The sequence below is a fragment of the [Enterobacter] lignolyticus SCF1 genome (genome assembly GCF_000164865.1).
GTDB classification, from domain to species: domain Bacteria; phylum Pseudomonadota; class Gammaproteobacteria; order Enterobacterales; family Enterobacteriaceae; genus Enterobacter_B; species Enterobacter_B lignolyticus.
The window spans coordinates 1,885,025-1,903,168 of the sequence record NC_014618.1 but is presented as its reverse complement, the minus strand read 5'-3'; the positions used below and the strand labels follow the sequence as shown (position 1 = coordinate 1,903,168).

The 18,144-nt window shown below is 59.4% G+C and carries 21 protein-coding genes and 1 riboswitch; all 21 genes read right to left on the bottom strand.

Annotated features, from left to right (window positions below; genetic code table 11):
* Positions 1-3: 3 nt before the first annotated feature.
* The 21 genes from cobS to pduF all read right to left on the bottom strand — a co-directional run bounded on the left by cobS (position 4) and on the right by pduF (position 17,933).
* Positions 4-762 carry an adenosylcobinamide-GDP ribazoletransferase gene (cobS, locus tag ENTCL_RS08875; RefSeq protein WP_013365778.1) on the bottom strand — a complete coding sequence of 253 codons (759 nt, stop codon included), beginning with the start codon at positions 760-762 and terminating at the stop codon, positions 4-6.
* Positions 753-1,304 carry a bifunctional adenosylcobinamide kinase/adenosylcobinamide-phosphate guanylyltransferase gene (gene cobU, locus ENTCL_RS08870; protein ID WP_013365777.1) on the bottom strand — a complete coding sequence of 184 codons (552 nt, stop codon included), beginning with the start codon at positions 1,302-1,304 and terminating at the stop codon, positions 753-755. The genes cobS and cobU overlap by 10 nt, the downstream gene beginning before the upstream one ends.
* The gene (locus ENTCL_RS08865) at positions 1,301-2,824 is read right to left on the bottom strand and encodes a cobyric acid synthase (RefSeq protein ID WP_013365776.1); all 1,524 of its coding nucleotides are present in this window, start codon (positions 2,822-2,824) and stop codon (positions 1,301-1,303) included. Before ENTCL_RS08865 ends, cobU begins: the two co-directional genes overlap by 4 nt.
* A complete protein-coding gene (locus ENTCL_RS08860) occupies positions 2,821-3,639 on the bottom strand; it encodes an energy-coupling factor ABC transporter ATP-binding protein (RefSeq protein ID WP_013365775.1) in 819 nt (272 codons plus the stop codon). Before ENTCL_RS08860 ends, ENTCL_RS08865 begins: the two co-directional genes overlap by 4 nt.
* Positions 3,640-3,650: 11 nt before the next feature.
* Positions 3,651-4,328 carry an energy-coupling factor ABC transporter transmembrane protein gene (locus ENTCL_RS08855; protein ID WP_013365774.1) on the bottom strand — a complete coding sequence of 226 codons (678 nt, stop codon included), beginning with the start codon at positions 4,326-4,328 and terminating at the stop codon, positions 3,651-3,653.
* A complete protein-coding gene (locus tag ENTCL_RS08850; protein WP_013365773.1) occupies positions 4,315-4,596 on the bottom strand; it encodes an energy-coupling factor ABC transporter substrate-binding protein in 282 nt (93 codons plus the stop codon). The genes ENTCL_RS08855 and ENTCL_RS08850 overlap by 14 nt, the downstream gene beginning before the upstream one ends.
* Position 4,597: 1 nt before the next feature.
* Positions 4,598-5,335, bottom strand: a complete 738-nt coding sequence (cbiM, locus tag ENTCL_RS08845) for a cobalt ECF transporter S component CbiM (RefSeq protein WP_013365772.1) — start codon at positions 5,333-5,335, stop codon at positions 4,598-4,600.
* Complete coding sequence (locus ENTCL_RS08840) at positions 5,332-6,045, bottom strand: cobalt-factor II C(20)-methyltransferase (protein ID WP_013365771.1); 714 nt, start codon at positions 6,043-6,045, stop codon at positions 5,332-5,334. The genes cbiM and ENTCL_RS08840 overlap by 4 nt, the downstream gene beginning before the upstream one ends.
* Entirely contained in the window at positions 6,042-6,836 is a 795-nt protein-coding gene (cbiK, locus tag ENTCL_RS08835; protein ID WP_013365770.1) for a sirohydrochlorin cobaltochelatase, read from the bottom strand. Before cbiK ends, ENTCL_RS08840 begins: the two co-directional genes overlap by 4 nt.
* Before the next feature lie 10 nt (positions 6,837-6,846).
* Positions 6,847-7,632: a cobalt-precorrin-6A reductase gene (locus ENTCL_RS08830; protein WP_013365769.1), complete on the bottom strand. Its 786-nt coding sequence runs from the start codon at positions 7,630-7,632 to the stop codon at positions 6,847-6,849.
* On the bottom strand, positions 7,629-8,354 hold the full coding sequence (locus ENTCL_RS08825) for a precorrin-3B C(17)-methyltransferase (RefSeq protein WP_013365768.1): 726 nt from the start codon (positions 8,352-8,354) through the stop codon (positions 7,629-7,631). Before ENTCL_RS08825 ends, ENTCL_RS08830 begins: the two co-directional genes overlap by 4 nt.
* Positions 8,354-9,409 carry a cobalt-precorrin 5A hydrolase gene (gene cbiG / locus ENTCL_RS08820; RefSeq protein WP_013365767.1) on the bottom strand — a complete coding sequence of 352 codons (1,056 nt, stop codon included), beginning with the start codon at positions 9,407-9,409 and terminating at the stop codon, positions 8,354-8,356. Before cbiG ends, ENTCL_RS08825 begins: the two co-directional genes overlap by 1 nt.
* On the bottom strand, positions 9,390-10,163 hold the full coding sequence (locus tag ENTCL_RS08815; RefSeq protein ID WP_013365766.1) for a cobalt-precorrin-4 methyltransferase: 774 nt from the start codon (positions 10,161-10,163) through the stop codon (positions 9,390-9,392). Before ENTCL_RS08815 ends, cbiG begins: the two co-directional genes overlap by 20 nt.
* A complete protein-coding gene (locus ENTCL_RS08810; RefSeq protein WP_013365765.1) occupies positions 10,156-10,725 on the bottom strand; it encodes a decarboxylating cobalt-precorrin-6B (C(15))-methyltransferase in 570 nt (189 codons plus the stop codon). The genes ENTCL_RS08815 and ENTCL_RS08810 overlap by 8 nt, the downstream gene beginning before the upstream one ends.
* Positions 10,715-11,320 (bottom strand): cobalt-precorrin-7 (C(5))-methyltransferase, encoded by a 606-nt coding sequence (locus ENTCL_RS08805; protein ID WP_013365764.1) that lies wholly within the window; start codon positions 11,318-11,320, stop codon positions 10,715-10,717. Before ENTCL_RS08805 ends, ENTCL_RS08810 begins: the two co-directional genes overlap by 11 nt.
* Positions 11,314-12,453, bottom strand: a complete 1,140-nt coding sequence (gene cbiD, locus ENTCL_RS08800) for a cobalt-precorrin-5B (C(1))-methyltransferase CbiD (RefSeq protein WP_013365763.1) — start codon at positions 12,451-12,453, stop codon at positions 11,314-11,316. Before cbiD ends, ENTCL_RS08805 begins: the two co-directional genes overlap by 7 nt.
* Complete coding sequence (locus ENTCL_RS08795) at positions 12,450-13,082, bottom strand: cobalt-precorrin-8 methylmutase (protein WP_013365762.1); 633 nt, start codon at positions 13,080-13,082, stop codon at positions 12,450-12,452. The genes cbiD and ENTCL_RS08795 overlap by 4 nt, the downstream gene beginning before the upstream one ends.
* Positions 13,083-13,094: 12 nt before the next feature.
* Positions 13,095-14,054 (bottom strand): adenosylcobinamide-phosphate synthase CbiB, encoded by a 960-nt coding sequence (gene cbiB, locus ENTCL_RS08790; RefSeq protein ID WP_013365761.1) that lies wholly within the window; start codon positions 14,052-14,054, stop codon positions 13,095-13,097.
* A complete protein-coding gene (locus tag ENTCL_RS08785; protein ID WP_013365760.1) occupies positions 14,051-15,430 on the bottom strand; it encodes a cobyrinic acid a,c-diamide synthase CobB in 1,380 nt (459 codons plus the stop codon). The genes cbiB and ENTCL_RS08785 overlap by 4 nt, the downstream gene beginning before the upstream one ends.
* A gap of 97 nt (positions 15,431-15,527) precedes the next feature.
* Positions 15,528-15,702: riboswitch (cobalamin riboswitch) on the bottom strand.
* A gap of 292 nt (positions 15,703-15,994) precedes the next feature.
* Positions 15,995-16,912, bottom strand: coding sequence for a transcriptional regulator PocR (pocR, locus tag ENTCL_RS08780; protein ID WP_013365759.1), 918 nt, complete (start codon positions 16,910-16,912; stop codon positions 15,995-15,997).
* A gap of 223 nt (positions 16,913-17,135) precedes the next feature.
* Positions 17,136-17,933 (bottom strand): propanediol diffusion facilitator PduF, encoded by a 798-nt coding sequence (pduF, locus tag ENTCL_RS08775; RefSeq protein WP_013365758.1) that lies wholly within the window; start codon positions 17,931-17,933, stop codon positions 17,136-17,138.
* Positions 17,934-18,144: the final 211 nt, after the last annotated feature.

The window sequence follows — 18,144 nt, the reverse complement described above, 5'->3', positions numbered from 1 at the left end:
AAATCAGACCCACAATAGCGCCAGCAGGAAGACCATTTCGCCGATCTCTTCCATCGCCCCCAGGGTGTCCCCGGTCAGCCCTTTCAGCCGGCGGCTTAAAAAGGATTTCACCGCGTTGACGGCGGCCCAGGTGATAATACTGGCGATAAGCCCGCGTATCCCCGCCATGCCCACCACAAGCGCCATCCCGATGCATAAGGTGACGACGACCTCTTTGCCGCTAATGCACCCGAGATAGGCGTTCGCCATTCCCGCCCCTTCGCGCGCATAGCGCTGCCGGTACATGGCCAGTACCATGCCCGTACGCCCGACGACAGGGGCGCACACCAGCAGCGCAAACAGGGTATTTACCGGCAGATGCGCCAGGGAGATCACCGCAGCCACTTTGATGAGGATACAAAAGACAATCGCCAGACCGCCGTATGTCCCGAGCCGGCTGTCGCGCATAATCTCCAGCATACGTTCGCGGGTGCGCGCGGAAAAAACGCCATCGCAGGTATCCGCCAGACCGTCAAGGTGAAAGCCGCCGGTCAGCAGCACCAGCGCCAGTACCCAGGCGACCGCGCCAATATAGATTCCCCCGCCGGTCTGGCTCACCGCCAGATAGCCTAATCCGGCCAGTACGCCGACTATCACGCCGACTATCGGGAACCAGGGGACGCCACGGCCATACTGCGAAAACTCAACGCCATCGCTCCATTTTTCCGGTACCGGAATGCGGGTGATGAACCGCAGCGTCGCCCATAACATTTTTAACGGCATTTAATTTTTACTCCAATACCGGAGACGACCAGCCACACGTCCTGCGCGGCCTGCGCCAGCTTTTGATTCGCCCGCCCGGAAATATCAACAAAATGACGCGCCAGCCGATTTTCTGGCGTGATGCTCATCCCCAGCTCATTGGTCACAATGTAGACCGGCGCCGCCGACTGCTGGCATGCCGCAATCAGGTCGTCCACCTGCTGCTGCAACACCGCCTCGAGCGCCGGGAAATCGAGGGTGTCCGGCGAAGCGCCGCCGCTGGCCTCATAGAGCAGGTTCGACAGCATCGTGGTGATGCACTCCAGTACAACGCCTTCCCCTGGCTGCACCTGGTGGCGAATCACGTCGCCCAGACCGCGATACCCTTCCCAGGTTCGCCAGTGCGAGGGGCGCTGGGCGCGGTGCTTATCGACACGCAGCGCCATTTCGTCATCCGTGATAACGGACGTCGCAATATACAGAACGCGTTCACACTGCTGAGCCGCCAGCCGTTCGACGTGAGCGCTTTTCCCGCTGCGCGCTCCCCCGGTGACTAAAATCATGCGCCTTCCTCCCGATGCTCCTGCATTATTTTATAAATCTTTTGAATATCAATGTGCTCTCTCATGGCGCTCGCTAATATATCAAACTGCTGAGCCTTATACGCCGCGTAGTCTACCGCCACATCCAGCGGCGCTAATCCTTTGCGCTGGCGCAAACCGTCCACCATTGCGCGCGTGAAAGCATCGTTATCGAACAGGCCGTGAAGATACGTCCCTAGCACCGTCCCATCATCGCTAATGGCGCCGTCCGCTACGCGCTCGCCGTCTTTCTCCAGGAACAGCGCCGGGCGACAGCCGGAGGCCAGCTGCGTCTCCCCCATATGAATTTCATAGCCTTGCACCCTCACGCCTGAAGCCTGCGTCAGCCACGCGGGCAGCGATAGCGCCATTTGCGCCGAAACCTGGGTCGTGGTTTTGCGCTGCGCGAAGTGGGTCACGGTATTGAGCATGCCGAGCCCGGGCATCGTCCCCAGCCCCGACTCCACCTCATCGATAATGGTATCGCCGAGCATCTGATAGCCGCCGCAAATTCCCATGACAGGCACCTGCTGCCGATGAGCCTGCAGCACGGCATGCGCCATGCCGCTTTCCCGCAGCCAGACCAGGTCGCCCAGCGTATTTTTACTGCCCGGCAGGATAACCAGGTCGGCCTGCGCCAGCTCATGCGGATAGCGGACATAGCGCACGCGGACATCCGGCTGCGCCGCCAGAGCGTTAAAATCGGTGAAGTTGGAGATATGCGGTACCTGCACCACCGCAATATCGATCTCGCGCTGCGCTGTTTGCCGGTATTTTCCCTTTTGCAGCGCCACGCCGTCTTCATCTTCGAGATCCACATCCAGCCACGGCATGACCCCCAGTACCGGTACGCCGGTCAGGTTTTCGATCTGCTCAATGCCGGAATACAGCAGCGCCACATCGCCGCGAAACTTATTGATGATAACCCCTTTGACCCGCGCCCGTTCACCGTCGCGAAGCAGCGCCAGCGTGCCGTAGATGGACGCAAAGACGCCGCCCCGGTCGATATCCGCCACGAGGATCACCGGGCACTGCGCCATTTCGGCCATGCCCATGTTGACGATATCGCGATCGCGCAGATTGATCTCCGCCGGGCTGCCCGCCCCTTCCAGCACCAGCACATCGTGCTCCTGCGCCAGGCTGGTATAGACCTCCAGAATCTGTGCGCGCAGACGCGGTTTGTACTCGTGATAGCTGACGGCGTCCATATCGGTCGCCATCTGCCCCATCAGCACCACCTGCGCCTTGCGATCGCTGGTCGGTTTCAACAGCACCGGGTTCATCCGCACGTCCGGCGTAATCCCCGCCGCCTGTGCCTGAAAAATCTGCGCACGCCCCATCTCTTTGCCATCGGGCGTGATGCCGGAATTGAGCGCCATATTCTGCGACTTAAACGGCGCGGTCCGCAGGCCATCCTGATAAAAAATACGGCACAGCCCCGCCACCAGCACGCTTTTACCGACGTCAGACGCCGTTCCCTGCAACATAATCGCCTGCGTCATGAGGCCTCCTTCATTACGTTTTGTTGTCGCATACGGCTGAAAAATTCATCTTCTGTTTTGCATAACGGCAGCCCCAGCTGCGCATGCAGTTTAACCAGCCAGGGCTGCGTCAACCCGGCCTGCTCAATCAGCTCAGTACGGGCGAAGACGTCGCCCGGCGCGCCGTGCGCCAGCACTTCGCCGTGACGCAGAACGTAAACGGCATCGCTGACTTCATATATCAGGTCGATATCATGGCTGGAGATCGCGACGTGGTTTCCCTGCGCCACAATACGCCTGATAATCTCGATCATCTGCGCGCGTCCGGAAGGATCGAGGCCCGCCGTTGGCTCGTCGAGCAGCAGATATTTCGCCCGCAGCACCAGCGCCCCGGCGATAGCCACCCGCTTTTTCTGCCCATGGCTCAGGCACTGGATCGGCTGCTGGCGAAAGTGCTGCGCGTCGACCAGCGTCAGCGCATCGTCGACGCGCCGGGCAATTTCCGCCTCCGCCACGCCCAGGTTGCGCAGGCTAAAGGCGATATCGCTGTCGATATCGGTGTAAAAGATTTGCTGATCGGGGTCCTGAAACACCGTCGCCACCTGTTGACGTAGCGCCAGCAGGCCGCGCTTGCTGTAATCCAGCGGTTTTCCCTGCCACAGCACCGCGCCCTGCTGCGGCCGCAACAGGCCGCTCAGGTTCATAAACAACGTGGATTTTCCGCAGCCGTTCGCCCCTACCAGCCCGGTGACGGCATGCGTCGAAAAATCCAGCGTCAGCCCTTTAAGTACCTGCGCATCCTGATAGCGAAACCAGAGATCGGCGGTGGCAAGCATGGTGCAATTCCTTACAGGTGAAAATCACCCTGATACAGTTTGATATCAAGCACAGTGGCCATCTGCTGATAGCGGATCAGCACCCGGGTAAACAGCAAGCCGACCAGCATCGCCAGCGAGCGATAGCCCTGCGGCAGGCTACGATAACCAAAACGCAGCGTCTGCGCGCGGTGAATAGCCAGCGCTTCGTCTAACAGAATAAAAATAAAGCGCCAGGTCAGCAGAATCTGTTCGGTGAGCAGCCGCGGCACGCGCGCCCGCTTAAGCAGCACAATCAGCTGCGGAAACGGCAAATTCAGCACCAGCCAGAACGTCGACGCCAGCGCGGCAAGGCTGCGCCAGAAGGTTTCATTGGCGGTAGCCAGCCCCGAAGACGTAACCCCCAGCCAGTAGCCGCCAATCGGGACTCCCGCCGCCAGCGTCTGCGGGTCGCGGCTGACGCTGAACAGAATGGTCAGCACGCCGACCAGCAGAAAGCCGAACGGCAGCGCCATCCAGCGACACCAGCGCCAGAAGGTAATGCGCAGCAGCCAGCAGGTCAGCGCGGCAATCAGCGCCAGTTCGATAGCCTGCCCCGACGGCGGCAGGACAAACGCCAGGATAATCAGCAGCAGCCAGAGCAAAAATTTGCGCTCTGGCGCGACGTGAAACCAGCGGCTCTGGTAGCTAAGCCTGTCAAGCCCGGTCATCACGGCGCTGTCTGCCTTTGGTGTAGCCCAGAATGTAGAAGATAACCGCAGCGCCCAGCGAACCCTGTAGGGTAAACAGCAGGCTTTCAATTTCACCGCTGGCGGGTTCGTACAGCGGCGTAAACCACGGTTTGTAATGCGGAGCCACCACCTGGATCTGGCTTTCGGCTTCGCCATCCGAGCCGCCAAACTCACCGCCATGATCGATAAAAAATGGCAGGATCATCAGGGCGATCACCATCGCCAGCAGTATCAGCATCTTTTTCATTTCAGTGTCCTTGTGCGGTAATCAGCTGGCGTTTGGTCAACTGGTCGTAAATCATCACCGTCAGCAGCCCCTCGGCGATAGCGATTGGGATCTGCGTCAGGCAGAAAATGCCCATAAACTTCACGATAGAGCCCGTCGCGCCCGCCGTCGGGTCCGGAAAGGCCACGCCCAGCTGTACCGAGGTCACAAAGTAGGTCACCAGATCCGCCAGCATGGCGCACAAAAATACCCCGACATCGCGACGGATCCCGGCGCGGCAGGCCATTTTCCACACCATATACCCCACCACCGGGCCAATCACCGCCATCGACATGCCGTTAGCGCCCAGCGTGGTTAAACCGCCGTGCGCCAGCAGCAGCGCCTGAAACAGCAGCACAATGGCGCCAAGAATGGCGACAACGCCCGGCCCGAACAGGATAACGGCCAGCCCCACCCCGGTGGGATGCGAGCAGCTGCCGGTTACCGACGGGATCTTCAGCGCCGACAGCACAAAAATAAACGCCCCGCACAGCGCCAGCAGGACCTTCTGATGGCTGTCCTCCTGCACAATACGGCGCAGGCGCACCAGTCCGTACCACAGACACGGTAAAAAGAGCAGCCACCACGCCAGCGCCCACATCGGCGGTAAAAAACCCTCCATGATGTGCATCGCAAACGCCTGTTCCGGCACCACCATCAGCAATAGCGCCGCAGCCAGGCCGCTGAATGACAGCTGTTTAAGCTGTTGTTCGAGCTTCATTCTGCATACTCCCACTGTTTGTTGACCAGAATGGTCGAAAAATACGGTAACGGCTGGTCGTCCTCGACCTCGTTCAGATGCCGCCAGCACTGCTCGCCGGGGAGCGTGGCCTCGGACATCATCAGCGCGCAGCCCAGCAGTCCCGCCTGCCCCAGCAGCGCTTTAATACGCGCAAACCGGCCATAAACCTTCATCAGCACCAGGCTGTCGTGCTGCTTTAACGCCTGCGCAATTTCCGCTTCCGGCGCGGTACAGGAGATCACCGCCAGCGACTGCTGCTCCATCGCCAGCGGCGTTTTTGAACGGGCGGCAATGGCGGCGAACGAGGTCACGCCGGGAACAATCTCCAGCCAGTCCGGACAACCGATGCGCTGAAGTAAGAACACCCAGGTGCTGAACAGCATGGCGTCGCCCAGGGTGATGAAGCCGACCCGTTTGCCGCCCTTTACCTCACCGATCAACGCGGCGGCCACGTCGTCCCATACCGCCTCTTTTTCAGCGCTGTCGGCGCTCATGGGAAAATGGCAGCAGCGGATTTCGGTCTGCTCGCCGACGTACTCCCGGACGATTGAGAGCGCCAGGCTGTCGCCGCCTTTGCGCCCCGCCGGAGCGTAGAGGATATCCAGCGATCCGAGGATCCGTGAGGCGCGAACGGTAATCAGGTCGGCTGCGCCCGGCCCGGTGCTCAGGGCATACAGTTTACCGCTCATGCCGCTTCCTCCATCGCCACGCCCAGCGCCTGCTGTAAATGGGCGACAAACATCTCCCGCACCGCCGGGTTTTCCCCCAGTCCGCTCAGCCACGGCGTCGCCGGGATCCCGGCCGCGTTAAACAGCGTCTTCCAGGAGTCCTCTTCATCAGACGCCATGTCGTTGATGGCGTGATCGCCCGCCACCAGCATCAGCGGCATCAGATGCACGGCGGTGACGCCCTCTTTGCGAAGACTGTCAATCAGGATATCGACTTCCGGGTAGCTCTCCACCGCGCCAACGCGAGCCGGGAAACCCTGCGCCATCATCATGTGGTCAAGGCAGGCATAGGCCGCAAAGGCGTGGTGGCTGGCGCCGTGGCCCATAAACACCACTTTTTCCGTCGCCCCGAGCGTCGGCATCTGCTGTTGCAATGCGCGCATCAGCTGCGCGTAATCGTCGTGGCTGCTCAGCAGCGGTACGCCCAGCGTCAGGCGGGTAAACAGCGGACGCATACTCTGTACTTCGCGGACGATTTTTTCATATTCATCGCCGTTGATGATGTGCAGGGACTGAATCGCCACATCCTGATATCCCTGGTCCGCGAGCTTTTGCAGCGCCTGCAGCGGCGTATCAATATCAATACCGTCGCGCTGTTTGAGCTTGCGAATGATCATCCCGGAGGTGAACGCCCGAAACAGGTGGCGGTCAGGGCAGCTTGCCGCCAGCGCACGTTCGCAGGCCACAATGTTCTTCTCGCAGGTATCGTGATAGCTGGTGCCAAAGCTGACCACCAGAAGCGCCTTTTTCATCTCTAACTCCTTAAGCAGCGGCCAGCCAGCGCGACAAACGCTGTTTAAATGCGGCCTGACTTTCCAGTAACTCGTCTCCCGTCACCAGCGGCGCCGGGCGTGAAATCACGATGCAGGGAATACCTGCATCCAGACAGGGTTGAACCTTTTCCTGATAGCCGCCTTCTGCGCCGGAGGCTTTGGTAATCACGACGTCAGCCCGACACTGGCGATAAAACGCGGCGTTAAATTCAGCGCTGAAGGGCCCGCACATCGCGAAGATCTCTGCGACGCCAAAGCCGAGACCGGCGCACTGTTCAATCACATCGGGCACCGGCAGCACCCGGGCCAGCAGCGTTTTCTCCGGCAGCCCCGCGCGCCAGCGCGCCAGATCCTTACTGCCGGTTGTCAGCAGCACGCGCTCGCCAAACCGCCGCGCGATATCGCAGGCCTGTTCGATTCCCGGCACGCTGTAGAGCAGCGGATGGGTCAGGCCGCTGAGCTGCTCGGGGCGCTGATAGCGGCTGAGCGCAACGCCCGCAGCCTTACAGGCCAGCATGATGTTGCGGCTTACCACTTCGGCATACGGATGCGACGCGTCAATCACCCAGCGGGTCGCATTCTCCGTAAGCCAGGCAACCATCTGCTGCTGCTCCATGCGGCCACAGCGGACCTGGCCCTTAATGTCGCCCGCCAGGCGCTCCCCGGTCGGCGTCGCCACCGACAGGGTGTAGGCCACTCCGGCCGCATCCAGCTGCTGGCACAGCGCGCGGGCATCGCTGGTGCCGCCGATGACCAGCACATCGCCATCATTCACAGCACGTAACCTCGTGGTGTAATCATCAGTCCGTCCTGCACATAGGTGGCTTTATTCCCCACGATGACCAGGCTGGTCATATCCACCGGTTCAAAATCCATATCGCCCAGCGTGGTCAGCCATTTCTCCTGCTTTTTCCGCCCGGCGGACTTCACCACCCCCACCGGCGTCTGCGCGCTTTTACTGGCGCAGAGCAGCTCAAATGCGCGCGCCAGATGACCTTCGCGACCCCGGCTGCGCGGGTTATAGAAACAGATAACAAAGTCCGCTTCCCCGGCGGCGATAATGCGTTTTTCAATGACCGGCCACGGGGTCAGCAGATCGCTTAAGCTGATGTGGCAAAAGTCATGCATCAGCGGCGCGCCGAGCAGGGACGCGGCGGCGATACTGGCGGTCATCCCGGGAATCAGGCGAACCTCAACATCCAGCTTCTGTTTGCTGACCAGTTCCAGCACCAGCCCGGCCATGCCATAAATTCCGGCGTCGCCGCTGCTGATAAGCGCCACGTTATGTCCGGCCTGCGCCAGCTCAATCGCCGCCTGACAGCGTTCAATCTCTTTGCACATGCCGGTTTTGATCACCTGCTTGTCGCCGGTAAAGGCCTTCACCAGATGGGTATAGGTTTTGTAGCCAACGATGATTTCTGCCGCCTGCAGCGCCTCTACGGCTTCCATGGTCATCATGGCCTGCGAGCCAGGGCCGATCCCAATTACGGTTAACATCAGTGTGAAACTCCCAAAGTAATAGTGACGCCCTGTTCACGCAGGGTTTCGCCTAATAGTTGCCCATGACTCAGCAGCCAGGCTGCCGGACCAGAGACACTCCCCACCCCAACCGTCTGGCGCACAAACGATGACGTCGGGAAGCGGTGTTCATGCTCACGCAGCGCGTCAGCGGTAAAGGTTTCAAACGGCACGCGCCAGCTGGAGGCAAGCTGAATCAGTCCCGTTTCGTTTTTCTTCAGCGAGACGCTGCCGATCGCTTTCAGCGCCAGAGGATCGAACCGCTGGGCCTCAAGCTGGCGCGCCAGCAGCGCGGCCAGCAGCGGGAACGGCGTGTCGCGACGACAGCCAATACCCGCCACCACGCGCTGGGGCACCAGCTTCCAGTGCGGCAGCGGAAGTTCCGGCAGCTCGTTTCGCAGCGTGATGCACACCAGCGCATCCAGTTCGGGAAGCTGCTGCAGGCTGGTCACGGTGATAAATCCCCGGCGATCGCAACGGCTGACGTCTTCTGTCAACGCCTCATCCCACCACAGACCGACCCGCTGACGGCTGACCAGCATCTGGTTGACGATTTTTACCGCCGTCCGGAAGTCGGTCATCCGGGCGTTTAGCTGGAACGCGAGGGTATCCAGCGCCGCCATCTCATTAACGTCAGTGGCGGTGGTAATCACCGGGTCAGCCCCTATCATCCCTGCCAGATAGCGGGTTAACGCATTTGCGCCTCCCGCATGACCAGAGAGCAGGCTGATAACGTGCTGCCCGCGCTCATCGATCACCACGACCGCCGGATCGCTGAACTTGTCGCCGATCAACGGCGCCAGTACGCGTACCGCAATGCCGGCGGCGCCGATAAAGATCAGCGCAGAATAGTTAGCGAATGCCTCGCGAACCGTCCGGGCAAACCCGCCGTCAAACGGCGTAAACCCCTCTTCCAGCAGCTTTTCACTGGTAAAACAGGTCAACGGCAGCATCGCCGCCAGGCGTTTCGCCAACGCCACGCCGCCCGGCGTCAGGCAAAACAGCGCAATAGATTCAGGCTTTACGGTATTCATGGCTAAAATCCGCGGCATAGAGTTTTGAGTAGTGATACTCATCCCCCAGGAAATTCCCGACCAGAATGAGCGCCGTTTTACGGATCCCCGCGTCGCGCACTTTGTCGGCGATATCCGCCAGCGTGCCGCGCACCGTCTGGCTTTCCGGCCAGGTTGCCTTATAGATAACGGCGACGGGCGTGGTCGCCGGATAGCCGCCTTCAACCAGGCGTTCCGCCACCCGGTGAATGCGCTGAACAGAGAGATAAATCGCCATCGAGGTCTGATGGCTGGCAAACGACTCCAGCTGCTCGCGCTCCGGCACCGGCGTACGGCCTTCAAGGCGGGTGATAATCAGGCTCTGCGAGACTTCCGGAACGGTGTACTCAACCCCAAGCTCCGCCGCGGCGCCGAGGAAAGCGCTGACGCCCGGCACCACCTGCCAGGCGATGCCGCGTTTGGTCAGCTCTTCGCCCTGCTCGCGTACAGAACCGTAAAGCGAAACATCGCCGGTCTGCAGACGTACTACGGTCTTCCCGGCCTTCACCCCGGCCTCCATCAAATCGAGGATCTGCTCCAGATGCAGCTCCGCGCTGTCGTGGCACTGCGCCCCGCTCGGGCAATACGCCAGCAGTTCGGTATTGATAAGCGATCCGGCATAAATCACCACCTGCGCCTGTTGCAGCAGCCGGTAACCCTTAAGGGTGATCAGTTCGCGGTCGCCAGGACCTGCGCCGACAAACCACACACAGCGGGGATCAAACGTCTCAGACATGGTGTTCTTCCTTCTGACAGGCGATAACAAAAACGGGATTATTCGGTTTGAAATAGTGGCCGCTGCCAAGCGTAGCGAGCGTTGATACCTGCATTTGCAGACAATCCACATTCTGCGCGCCGGTCTGCTGGAGGTGAGCCAGCGCGCTATTGAGGTTTTCCATCAGGATAAAGGTCATCACCAGACGACCGCCGGGATGAAGCTGACGCATGGACCAGTCGATAAGCGGCGTCAGATGGCCGCCGCTGCCGCCCATAAACACCGCATCGGCTTTTTCGGCTACCGCTATCGGCGCCACGCCGGGCAGAATATCGATATTGCTACAGGCAAAATGCTGACGGTTTTCATCAAGCAGCCGCAGGGCCGACGGGTTGCGCTCGATGGCCGTCACGTGCAGAGAAGGAAACTGCAGCGCGGCTTCAATCGACACGCTCCCGGTCCCGGCCCCGACGTCAATCAGGTGGCTGGCGCGATGCAGCTCCAGTTTCGCGAGGGCCAGCGCGCGTACCGCCTCTTTGGTCATCGGCACTGTCTCACCGCGCAGGAAAAGCTCATCTTTCATCAAGGATCACCACTGCGTTCATCTCATAATCGGCACTGACCTCACTGACGGGCAGCCAGTGGATCCGTTCGTTTTCCATCGCCAGGTTTTCGCCAATCACCATCCAGCGCTGGCCTTTCCCGCGCGCCACCAGCTGCGCGGCGATGTCTTTCGGTCCACACAGGCCGTCGGTGACCATCGCCACTTTGTTATGGCGGACCAGCTCATCAAAATTGACGCTGCGGCCGTGGCTGCTGGTGAGCCACATCTCATTCATATCGATGCCCGCCTGCGCGCACAGGTACTGCACCGCGCTGATGCCCGGAATAATGCGCACGCGCGCAATGCCAAAATGCGCCACCATCCGCGTACCGATGCCGTAAAACAGCGGATCGCCGGAGGCCAGGATCACCACATGCTTGTCCTGCCGGGACGCAATCCAGTCCAGCAGCGCCGAAACGTTAGCACCAAGGGCAAACGTCTCGCCGCGAAACGTCGGGAACTGCTGTAAATGGCGTTTTCCCCCCACCAGCGCCTCCGCGCGATCAACGGCGTCGCGTGCGGCGGGCGTCATCAGATGCAGCCCCGAGGGCCCCATTCCCACTACTGTTAACATTGCATCTCCAGGGCGATCGCCTCGACCGGGCGGTTACTGCCCAGCACCTGGTTATCAAAGGAGAACATAATGGCGTCGCAGGTCGGCGGATTGTTGGTAAAGCGCAGCATCTGCATGACGCGCTGGCAGATTCGTACGGCAAGATGGCTGTAGAGATGCTGAAAACCGTACGCATCGATATGCTCCATCGCCGCTTCGGTGGTATCGCAATCGCTGACCAGCGTCAGCAGCTCCAGCGGCGCGCCGAGCAGCGCCAGGTGCGCCACCAGGGTTTCCATGCGCGCGTCGGCAATATGGCTGTGGGTGTGGAAGATCCCGGCGGCAATTTTGATAAGCTTGCCGGGGTGGCCGACCAGCACAATCTGGCGAAATCCCATGCGTACCGCTTCTTCAATCATGTAGCCGACAAAGTTGCTCATGGTGACCACCACGTCAGCGTCGAGACCCATCTGCTCGCGGACAAACCGCTCGCCGTGATTGCCAGGCACCAGCACCACCCGCTCCAGCCCGGCGGCGCGTTTTATTTCCAGCTCCAGGGATAACGAGCGTTTCCAGCTCTCCTCCGACATCGGCGTCACGATGCCGGTCGTGCCGATAATCGAGATACCGCCCAGAATGCCGAGGCGTGAGTTATAGGTTTTCTGCGCCCGCGCTTCGCCTTCAGGCGCAAAGATTTCAATGTCGGCCCCGCGCGCCGGACCAATCGCCTCACGGACGGCGGATTCAATGGTGTGGCGCGGGGTGCGGTTGATCGCCGCGCTGCCGACGGGCAGACCGATCCCTTTGCGCGTCACGGTGCCCACGCCTTCGCCGCCCCGCAGCGCTATCTCGCCGCTGTCGTTCAGCGTCACGCGCGCGAAAATCAGCATTCCGTGCGTGGCGTCGACATCATCCCCGCCGTCTTTGCGGATGGCGGCAATCGCCTGCTGCCCTTCGATGTGCGGCGACTCCACGTTCAGGCACAGCGTGACGCCGGAGGGCGTCACTATCGATACCTGGTGAATCAGATGCTGGCGCAGCACCATCAGCGCGGCGACCTTTGCCGCCGCGGTGGCGCAGGAGCCGGTGGTGTAGCCTTTACGCAATGCCTTGCCGTTATGCCATACCGGGGCATCGAAGGTTCGATCGCTCATCGTGCCCCCTGCAGGTGGTAAAGCATGGCGTTAACAATCGCCGCCGCCACGTTGCTGCCGCCCTTGCGCCCGAGCGCCGCAATGGCGGGAAGATGGCTGTGCGTCAGCGCCTCTTTCGATTCCGCCGCCCCGACAAACCCGACCGGCACGCCCACCACGCCGCTAACCGCAACCTCATGTTCGAGCAGGCGGAACAGCGCCGTCGGCGCATTGCCGAAAACAAACACCTTCTCGCTCTCTTCCGTTACCGCAATATCCACCGCCGCCATCGAGCGGGTGATCCCCTGCGCTTTTGCCTCCGCCACCACCCGCGGGTCGCTGATGTAGCAGCGACACTCGCCGCCAAATTTGGCCAGCAGCGTTTTGTTGATCCCGGAAAGCGCCATCGTGGTATCGGTGTAGATAACGGACGGCCGACTCAGCGCCGCACAGAGCCGCTCCAGCGCGTCGTCGGAAAACCAGAGAATATCCAGCCAGTCGAAATCCGCGGTGGTGTGGATCACCCGTTTGACGATCGCTTCGTGCAGCGGGCTGGCGAACCGGTACTCCGGCCGCGTTTCGCGGACTATCTCGCCGATGATGTCAAAACTTTTGGCTTCAATCGCCTGGGGCTGCTGGATGTATTGCATTGTCTTTTGTCCTCAGGCCGCGCCAACCGCCAGCCAGCGCGCGACGATAAACAGCGCCAGCGCCAGGGTGGAAGCGACCCACATCAGTCGAATCGTTCGGGAAATGTCGTCTACGGCAATCGGGCGCAGCGCGTCGCCGATCCACGGCTTTTCCACGCGCTGGCCAAAATAGTCGTTGGGGCCGCCGAGCCGGATGCCCAGCGCGCCGGCAACCGTCGCCTCCGCCCACGCGCAGTTGGGGCTGCTGTGGTTGTAGCGATCGCGCCAACCTGTGCGCAGCGCGCGGGAACCGTCGTTACGGCACAGAAACGCCGCAACGCTCAGCAAAAGCCAGCTCAGGCGCGCGGGAATATAGTTCGCCACATCGTCCAGCCGGGCGCTGACCATACCGATCGCCCGGTATTTTTCATGTTTGTAGCCCACCATGGAGTCGAGGGTATTGACCGCTTTGTAGGCCATCGCCAGCGGCGCGCCGCCCAGCAGGAGGAAAAACAGCGGCGCGATGATGCCATCTACGGTGTTCTCCGCCACGGTTTCCACCACCGCCCGATTGATCTGTTCCGGCTGAAGCTGCGAGGTATCGCGCCCCACGATCCAGGAGAGCTTTTCGCGGCTCTCGGCAAGGGCGCCAGCGCGCAGCGGCCGCTCAACGTCCTGCGCCGCTCGCGCCAGGCAGCGTCCGGCCAGCACGGTAAAAATCATCCATACCTCAACCGCCCAGCCCAGCCACGGATGAATCGTTCGCGCCAGCGCCAGCACGCCCCAGGCCACGGCCCAGGTCATCCCCACCACCACCAGCCACATCGCGCCGCCGCCGATGCGTAGCGCGCTGTCGCTATGGCAGTAGCGACGAATCACCCGCTGTAGCGCATTGATAAGATTGCCAATCCAGCGCACCGGGTGGGGCCAGCGTTGCGGATCGCCGATAATGACGTCGAGCAGCCAGGCGACGCACCATGCCAGCAGCGTCATAGCGCCTCCCTTGCCGCCGCCAGCCAGCGGTTAAGCATCTGCGGCCGCTGGGCAAAATGGACGTGCAGATAGCTGGCGAAGGCGTTGCCCACCTGCCAGCCGCCGGACCACGCCTGCAGCGTCAGCCCATCGCGTACTTTACGGCAGGCCAGCACCGCGGGGGTTTCAGGGGAAAAATCGGAGTAGTGGAACTCATGTCCACGCAGCAGCTCGCCGGTATCCGCTAACAGCGTTGGCTGCTGCGCCTGCGCCTCGCAGTAGCCAAAACGGGTCAGCCGTTTACCCATTTTGCTGTGGCCGGGAATGATATTGGCCATCCGATGGGTGACGCCATTGGCATCCTCAAGCGTGCTGCCGAGATACATCAGCCCGCCGCACTCGGCGTAGATCGCCGCGCCGCGCCGATGCGCCTCGCGCAGGCTTGCCAGCATGGAGGTATTTTCAGCCAGCATCGCCGCATGCAGTTCCGGATAACCGCCGCCCAGCCAGACCATCTGACAATCAGGTAAACGGCTATCGCGCAGCGGGCTAAAGCGGATAATCTCGACGCCGGTGCGTTCGAGCAGCGTAATGTTATCCGGGTAATAGAAGTTGAAGGCGTCGTCGTCGGCTAACGCCAGCGTCAGGCCTCTGCCCGCCTCTTCACCCGGCCGTTCCGGCCACGCTCCCTGCACAAGGGCCGGCAGCAGGCTCAACGCCAGCAGCTGATCAATATCCAGCGTGCGTTCGAGGGTTGCGGCAAACTCCAGCCAGGGTCGCTTATCGGCGACCGATTCGCGGGCCGTCACCAGCCCCAGATGGCGTTCGGGCAAGGAGACGCCATCCACGCGCGGAACATAGCCGAGAACGGGGACAGAACAGTAATGCTCGACAGCGGTTTTGAGCAGCTGAAAATGGGATTCGCTGTTGACGCGATTGACAATCACGCCCGCAATATTCAGGGCGGGATCAAAGTGCTGGAAGCCCATTACCGTGGCGGCAATGGAGGTGGAAACCGCTTTTCCGTCCACCAGCAGGATCACCGGACAGCCAAGCTGCTTCGCCATCGCAGCGGTACTGCAGTAATTCGGGTCGGTGCCGTAACCGTCGTACAGCCCCATTACGCCCTCAATGACCGCAACATCCGCCCGCTGCATGTGCTCGCAAAACAGCGCATTGAGTACCGGTTCGGGAAGCATGAAGCTGTCGAGGTTGCGGGAAGCGGTGCCGCTGACTTTCGTATGCCAGCCGGTATCGAGATAATCAGGACCCACTTTGCACGGCTGGACGCGTAGCCCACGCTGTTTTAACGCACTCAGCAGGCCCAGAGTCACCGTGGTTTTACCACAGCCGCTACCGGTGCCTGCCAGAACAAACGCGTACTGCTTTGCCGCCATGACCCTGATCCTGTTCAGGGTGGTAAGGGTGTATAGATACACGTAAACCCAGTCTTTCGACTGTATGTACCAGTGCAATCCACTTCCCACCGAAGTTGTTGAACGTTCCCGACAGGCAGGTCTTCTGGCTTAGCGTCCTCCTCGCCCGTCCTTCCCAATCTTGCGATCAGTGGTCTTCACGGGGTTGTCAGCATCACAGCAGCGGGGGCTGCGGGGGATTTTCACCCCCTTCCCAGGCACAATTGTGCCAAACCTGTCGGCTTACATTATGAGAAAATGGTATGTTCTCATAACAGCAATTAAATGCTTACGGCGCGTTCTTCATCTCAGATAAATACGTAAAAATGAAGCATGCGCTGAATAAAACTCCACGCCAGAATAATTGACGCCATTCTCAATGACTCAGTGCTTTATCACAAAAAATAAAAACCGCAGCTAATTGCACTTAAAATCTCAATATTTATTGCGCTATGACAAATTATCGCGCCACTTCATTTTTTTTCATTTTATAATGTTCAAAATGCATTACGATATCAAAAATCGGCAATGACAAAATATTGCTACTCAGGCCGAACCGGCAGGTAAATTATCAGTTGCCTGCTGACGATAAGCCTGAGGCGTGACCTGGTAGGTTTGGCGAAACACTTTGCAAAAATAGCTGGTTTGCGAAAAGCCTAAATTTCGCGCAATGCTGGCAATGCTCCAGTCGCTGTGGCAAAGCAATTCTCTGGCGCTGGCCATGCGCTGCTGGTTAACCCAGGCGTTGAAACCGATCCCCTGATATTTTTTGAACAGTTTGCTGAAATAGTACGGGCTAAGATAAACGTGCGACGCCACGTCCTCCAGACGCAGTTCGTCCGATAAATGCGCGTCGATATAGCGCAATGCCTTTTTCATTTTGCCGTCATGCGGGTTGGGTCCGCGGTTCTGACGCGCGGGCTCTGCCTGCTGCGGCGTATCTTTGATGACAACAAAATTAAGCTGTTTTTTCAGACAGTTTTCGACAATCAGCTTTAGCAGATCGGCAGATGCCATCACCCGCGAGTAGTCCATCTCCGGAACATTGCGAAACTCATTGAGCAGCTCGGGATCCGCCTGCCAGCGATCGTCAACGTTCAGAATATCGACCAGACTGACATCGCTGTCGTTACGCAAACGCACCTGCCCGCAGAGCACAAACCCCACCAGATGGCCAGAGATAACGAGGGGAATAGAGAAGTCGGTTAACCCGGCATGGCAGCGATAAATACAGGGCTGGTCTGATTTTGATGCCTCCAGCCCCCCGCAGCGATCGCTCATACGGCAACGGATACTGTGCTGAGGATGCTGCCGCATCAGCTGACAGAAAGGCGTGAAATTAAAGAGTTCAGAAATTTCATCACCGTGAATATTGACAACCACAACCGCCAGACTGGTGGCTTGCGCAAAATCCTGTGCGATTTTATTGATGAGTTCTGAGTTCAGTGTACTCGCAGAAATCATGATAAAACCCCTCAGTTAATCCATTGTTATAATAAACAACAATTATTTTACAACCACCGTTTCATGCGTCATCACCATCCTCTGTAAATGACCAGAAACTTGCCAAGACAATAACAAAAGTCTCCCAGGGTCGGGAGACTTTTTAGTCAGTTCGCGAAAGGAGATCACGAAATAATATTGAGAAATCTGATATCCGGTAAATTTTTACGTACTGCCCCGCACTTTATTCAACTTTACAGGTATTACAGGGCAAATTCGCGCCAATGAGGACACGGTAAATAGCGGCCCCCGCGCAAGCGCCAATCACCGGAGCCACGATCGGCACGATAAAATAGGGGATCTCGCGCCCGCCGGTCATGGCGATATTGCCCCACCCCGCTATCCATGCGAACAACTTCGGCCCAAAATCACGCGCCGGGTTCATGGCAAACCCGGTAAGCGGTCCGGTTGATGCGCCAATTACCGCGACCAGGATCCCTATCAGCAAAGGCGCCAGCGCGCCTTTGGGCACGCCGTTGCCGTCATCCGTCAGCGCCATAATCAGCCCCATCAGAATGGACGTGATCACCACTTCAACCAGCGCCGCCTGCCATACGCTGAGCGCTGCGGCCGGATAGGTGCTGAAAATGCTGGCCAACTGCAGGCTTTCCACGCTTCCGCGCACCATATTGTGCGTCGTTTCAAACTCGGTGAATAAACTTCCGTACAGCAGATACGCCAGCAGCGCGCCGCCGAACGCCCCGGCCACCTGGGCAAGCGTGTACGGTAAGACTTTACGTCCCGGAAAACAGGCAAACAGCCATAACGCGACGGTGATTGCCGGGTTCAGGTGTGCGCCTGATATGCCCGCGGTCAGATAGACCGCCAGTGAAATCCCCAGCCCCCAGATAATGCATATCTCCCATAACCCCAGACTCGCCCCTGCAACCTTGAGTGCGCTCAGACAGCCGATACCAAAAAACAGAAACAGCCCGGTGCCCAAAAACTCGGCAATGCATTGCGCTTTTAGTGAATCATTCATTGTGACACCTTTCTTCAAGAGTTCGTGTCTTTACCAGCGGACGCCCTGCTGGTAGCGAAGTACATCGAGACTTACTATAAAAAGCGCGGTCTGCAAATTGTTGGCAACCTGAGTACCACCCCCTTCGAAAAATCGTGTTGCGATAACAAATTCTTGTCTTTCATTTATTAATAAGGGGATGAATAACGGGCGCCTGGGCCATAAAAATAAA

What these genes read in the sequence shown, in the direction of transcription:
- cobS (WP_013365778.1), bottom strand. Translation starts at nt 762, where the DNA reads ATGCCGTTAAAAATGTTATGGGCGACGCTGCGGTTCATCACCCGCATT.
- cobU (WP_013365777.1), bottom strand. Translation starts at nt 1,304, where the DNA reads ATGATTTTAGTCACCGGGGGAGCGCGCAGCGGGAAAAGCGCTCACGTC.
- ENTCL_RS08865 (WP_013365776.1), bottom strand. Translation starts at nt 2,824, where the DNA reads ATGACGCAGGCGATTATGTTGCAGGGAACGGCGTCTGACGTCGGTAAA.
- ENTCL_RS08860 (WP_013365775.1), bottom strand. Translation starts at nt 3,639, where the DNA reads ATGCTTGCCACCGCCGATCTCTGGTTTCGCTATCAGGATGCGCAGGTA.
- ENTCL_RS08855 (WP_013365774.1), bottom strand. Translation starts at nt 4,328, where the DNA reads ATGACCGGGCTTGACAGGCTTAGCTACCAGAGCCGCTGGTTTCACGTC.
- ENTCL_RS08850 (WP_013365773.1), bottom strand. Translation starts at nt 4,596, where the DNA reads ATGAAAAAGATGCTGATACTGCTGGCGATGGTGATCGCCCTGATGATC.
- cbiM (WP_013365772.1), bottom strand. Translation starts at nt 5,335, where the DNA reads ATGAAGCTCGAACAACAGCTTAAACAGCTGTCATTCAGCGGCCTGGCT.
- ENTCL_RS08840 (WP_013365771.1), bottom strand. Translation starts at nt 6,045, where the DNA reads ATGAGCGGTAAACTGTATGCCCTGAGCACCGGGCCGGGCGCAGCCGAC.
- cbiK (WP_013365770.1), bottom strand. Translation starts at nt 6,836, where the DNA reads ATGAAAAAGGCGCTTCTGGTGGTCAGCTTTGGCACCAGCTATCACGAT.
- ENTCL_RS08825 (WP_013365768.1), bottom strand. Translation starts at nt 8,354, where the DNA reads ATGTTAACCGTAATTGGGATCGGCCCTGGCTCGCAGGCCATGATGACC.
- cbiG (WP_013365767.1), bottom strand. Translation starts at nt 9,409, where the DNA reads ATGAATACCGTAAAGCCTGAATCTATTGCGCTGTTTTGCCTGACGCCG.
- ENTCL_RS08815 (WP_013365766.1), bottom strand. Translation starts at nt 10,163, where the DNA reads ATGTCTGAGACGTTTGATCCCCGCTGTGTGTGGTTTGTCGGCGCAGGT.
- ENTCL_RS08810 (WP_013365765.1), bottom strand. Translation starts at nt 10,725, where the DNA reads ATGAAAGATGAGCTTTTCCTGCGCGGTGAGACAGTGCCGATGACCAAA.
- ENTCL_RS08805 (WP_013365764.1), bottom strand. Translation starts at nt 11,320, where the DNA reads ATGTTAACAGTAGTGGGAATGGGGCCCTCGGGGCTGCATCTGATGACG.
- cbiD (WP_013365763.1), bottom strand. Translation starts at nt 12,453, where the DNA reads ATGAGCGATCGAACCTTCGATGCCCCGGTATGGCATAACGGCAAGGCA.
- ENTCL_RS08795 (WP_013365762.1), bottom strand. Translation starts at nt 13,082, where the DNA reads ATGCAATACATCCAGCAGCCCCAGGCGATTGAAGCCAAAAGTTTTGAC.
- cbiB (WP_013365761.1), bottom strand. Translation starts at nt 14,054, where the DNA reads ATGACGCTGCTGGCATGGTGCGTCGCCTGGCTGCTCGACGTCATTATC.
- ENTCL_RS08785 (WP_013365760.1), bottom strand. Translation starts at nt 15,430, where the DNA reads ATGGCGGCAAAGCAGTACGCGTTTGTTCTGGCAGGCACCGGTAGCGGC.
- pocR (WP_013365759.1), bottom strand. Translation starts at nt 16,912, where the DNA reads ATGATTTCTGCGAGTACACTGAACTCAGAACTCATCAATAAAATCGCA.
- pduF (WP_013365758.1), bottom strand. Translation starts at nt 17,933, where the DNA reads ATGAATGATTCACTAAAAGCGCAATGCATTGCCGAGTTTTTGGGCACC.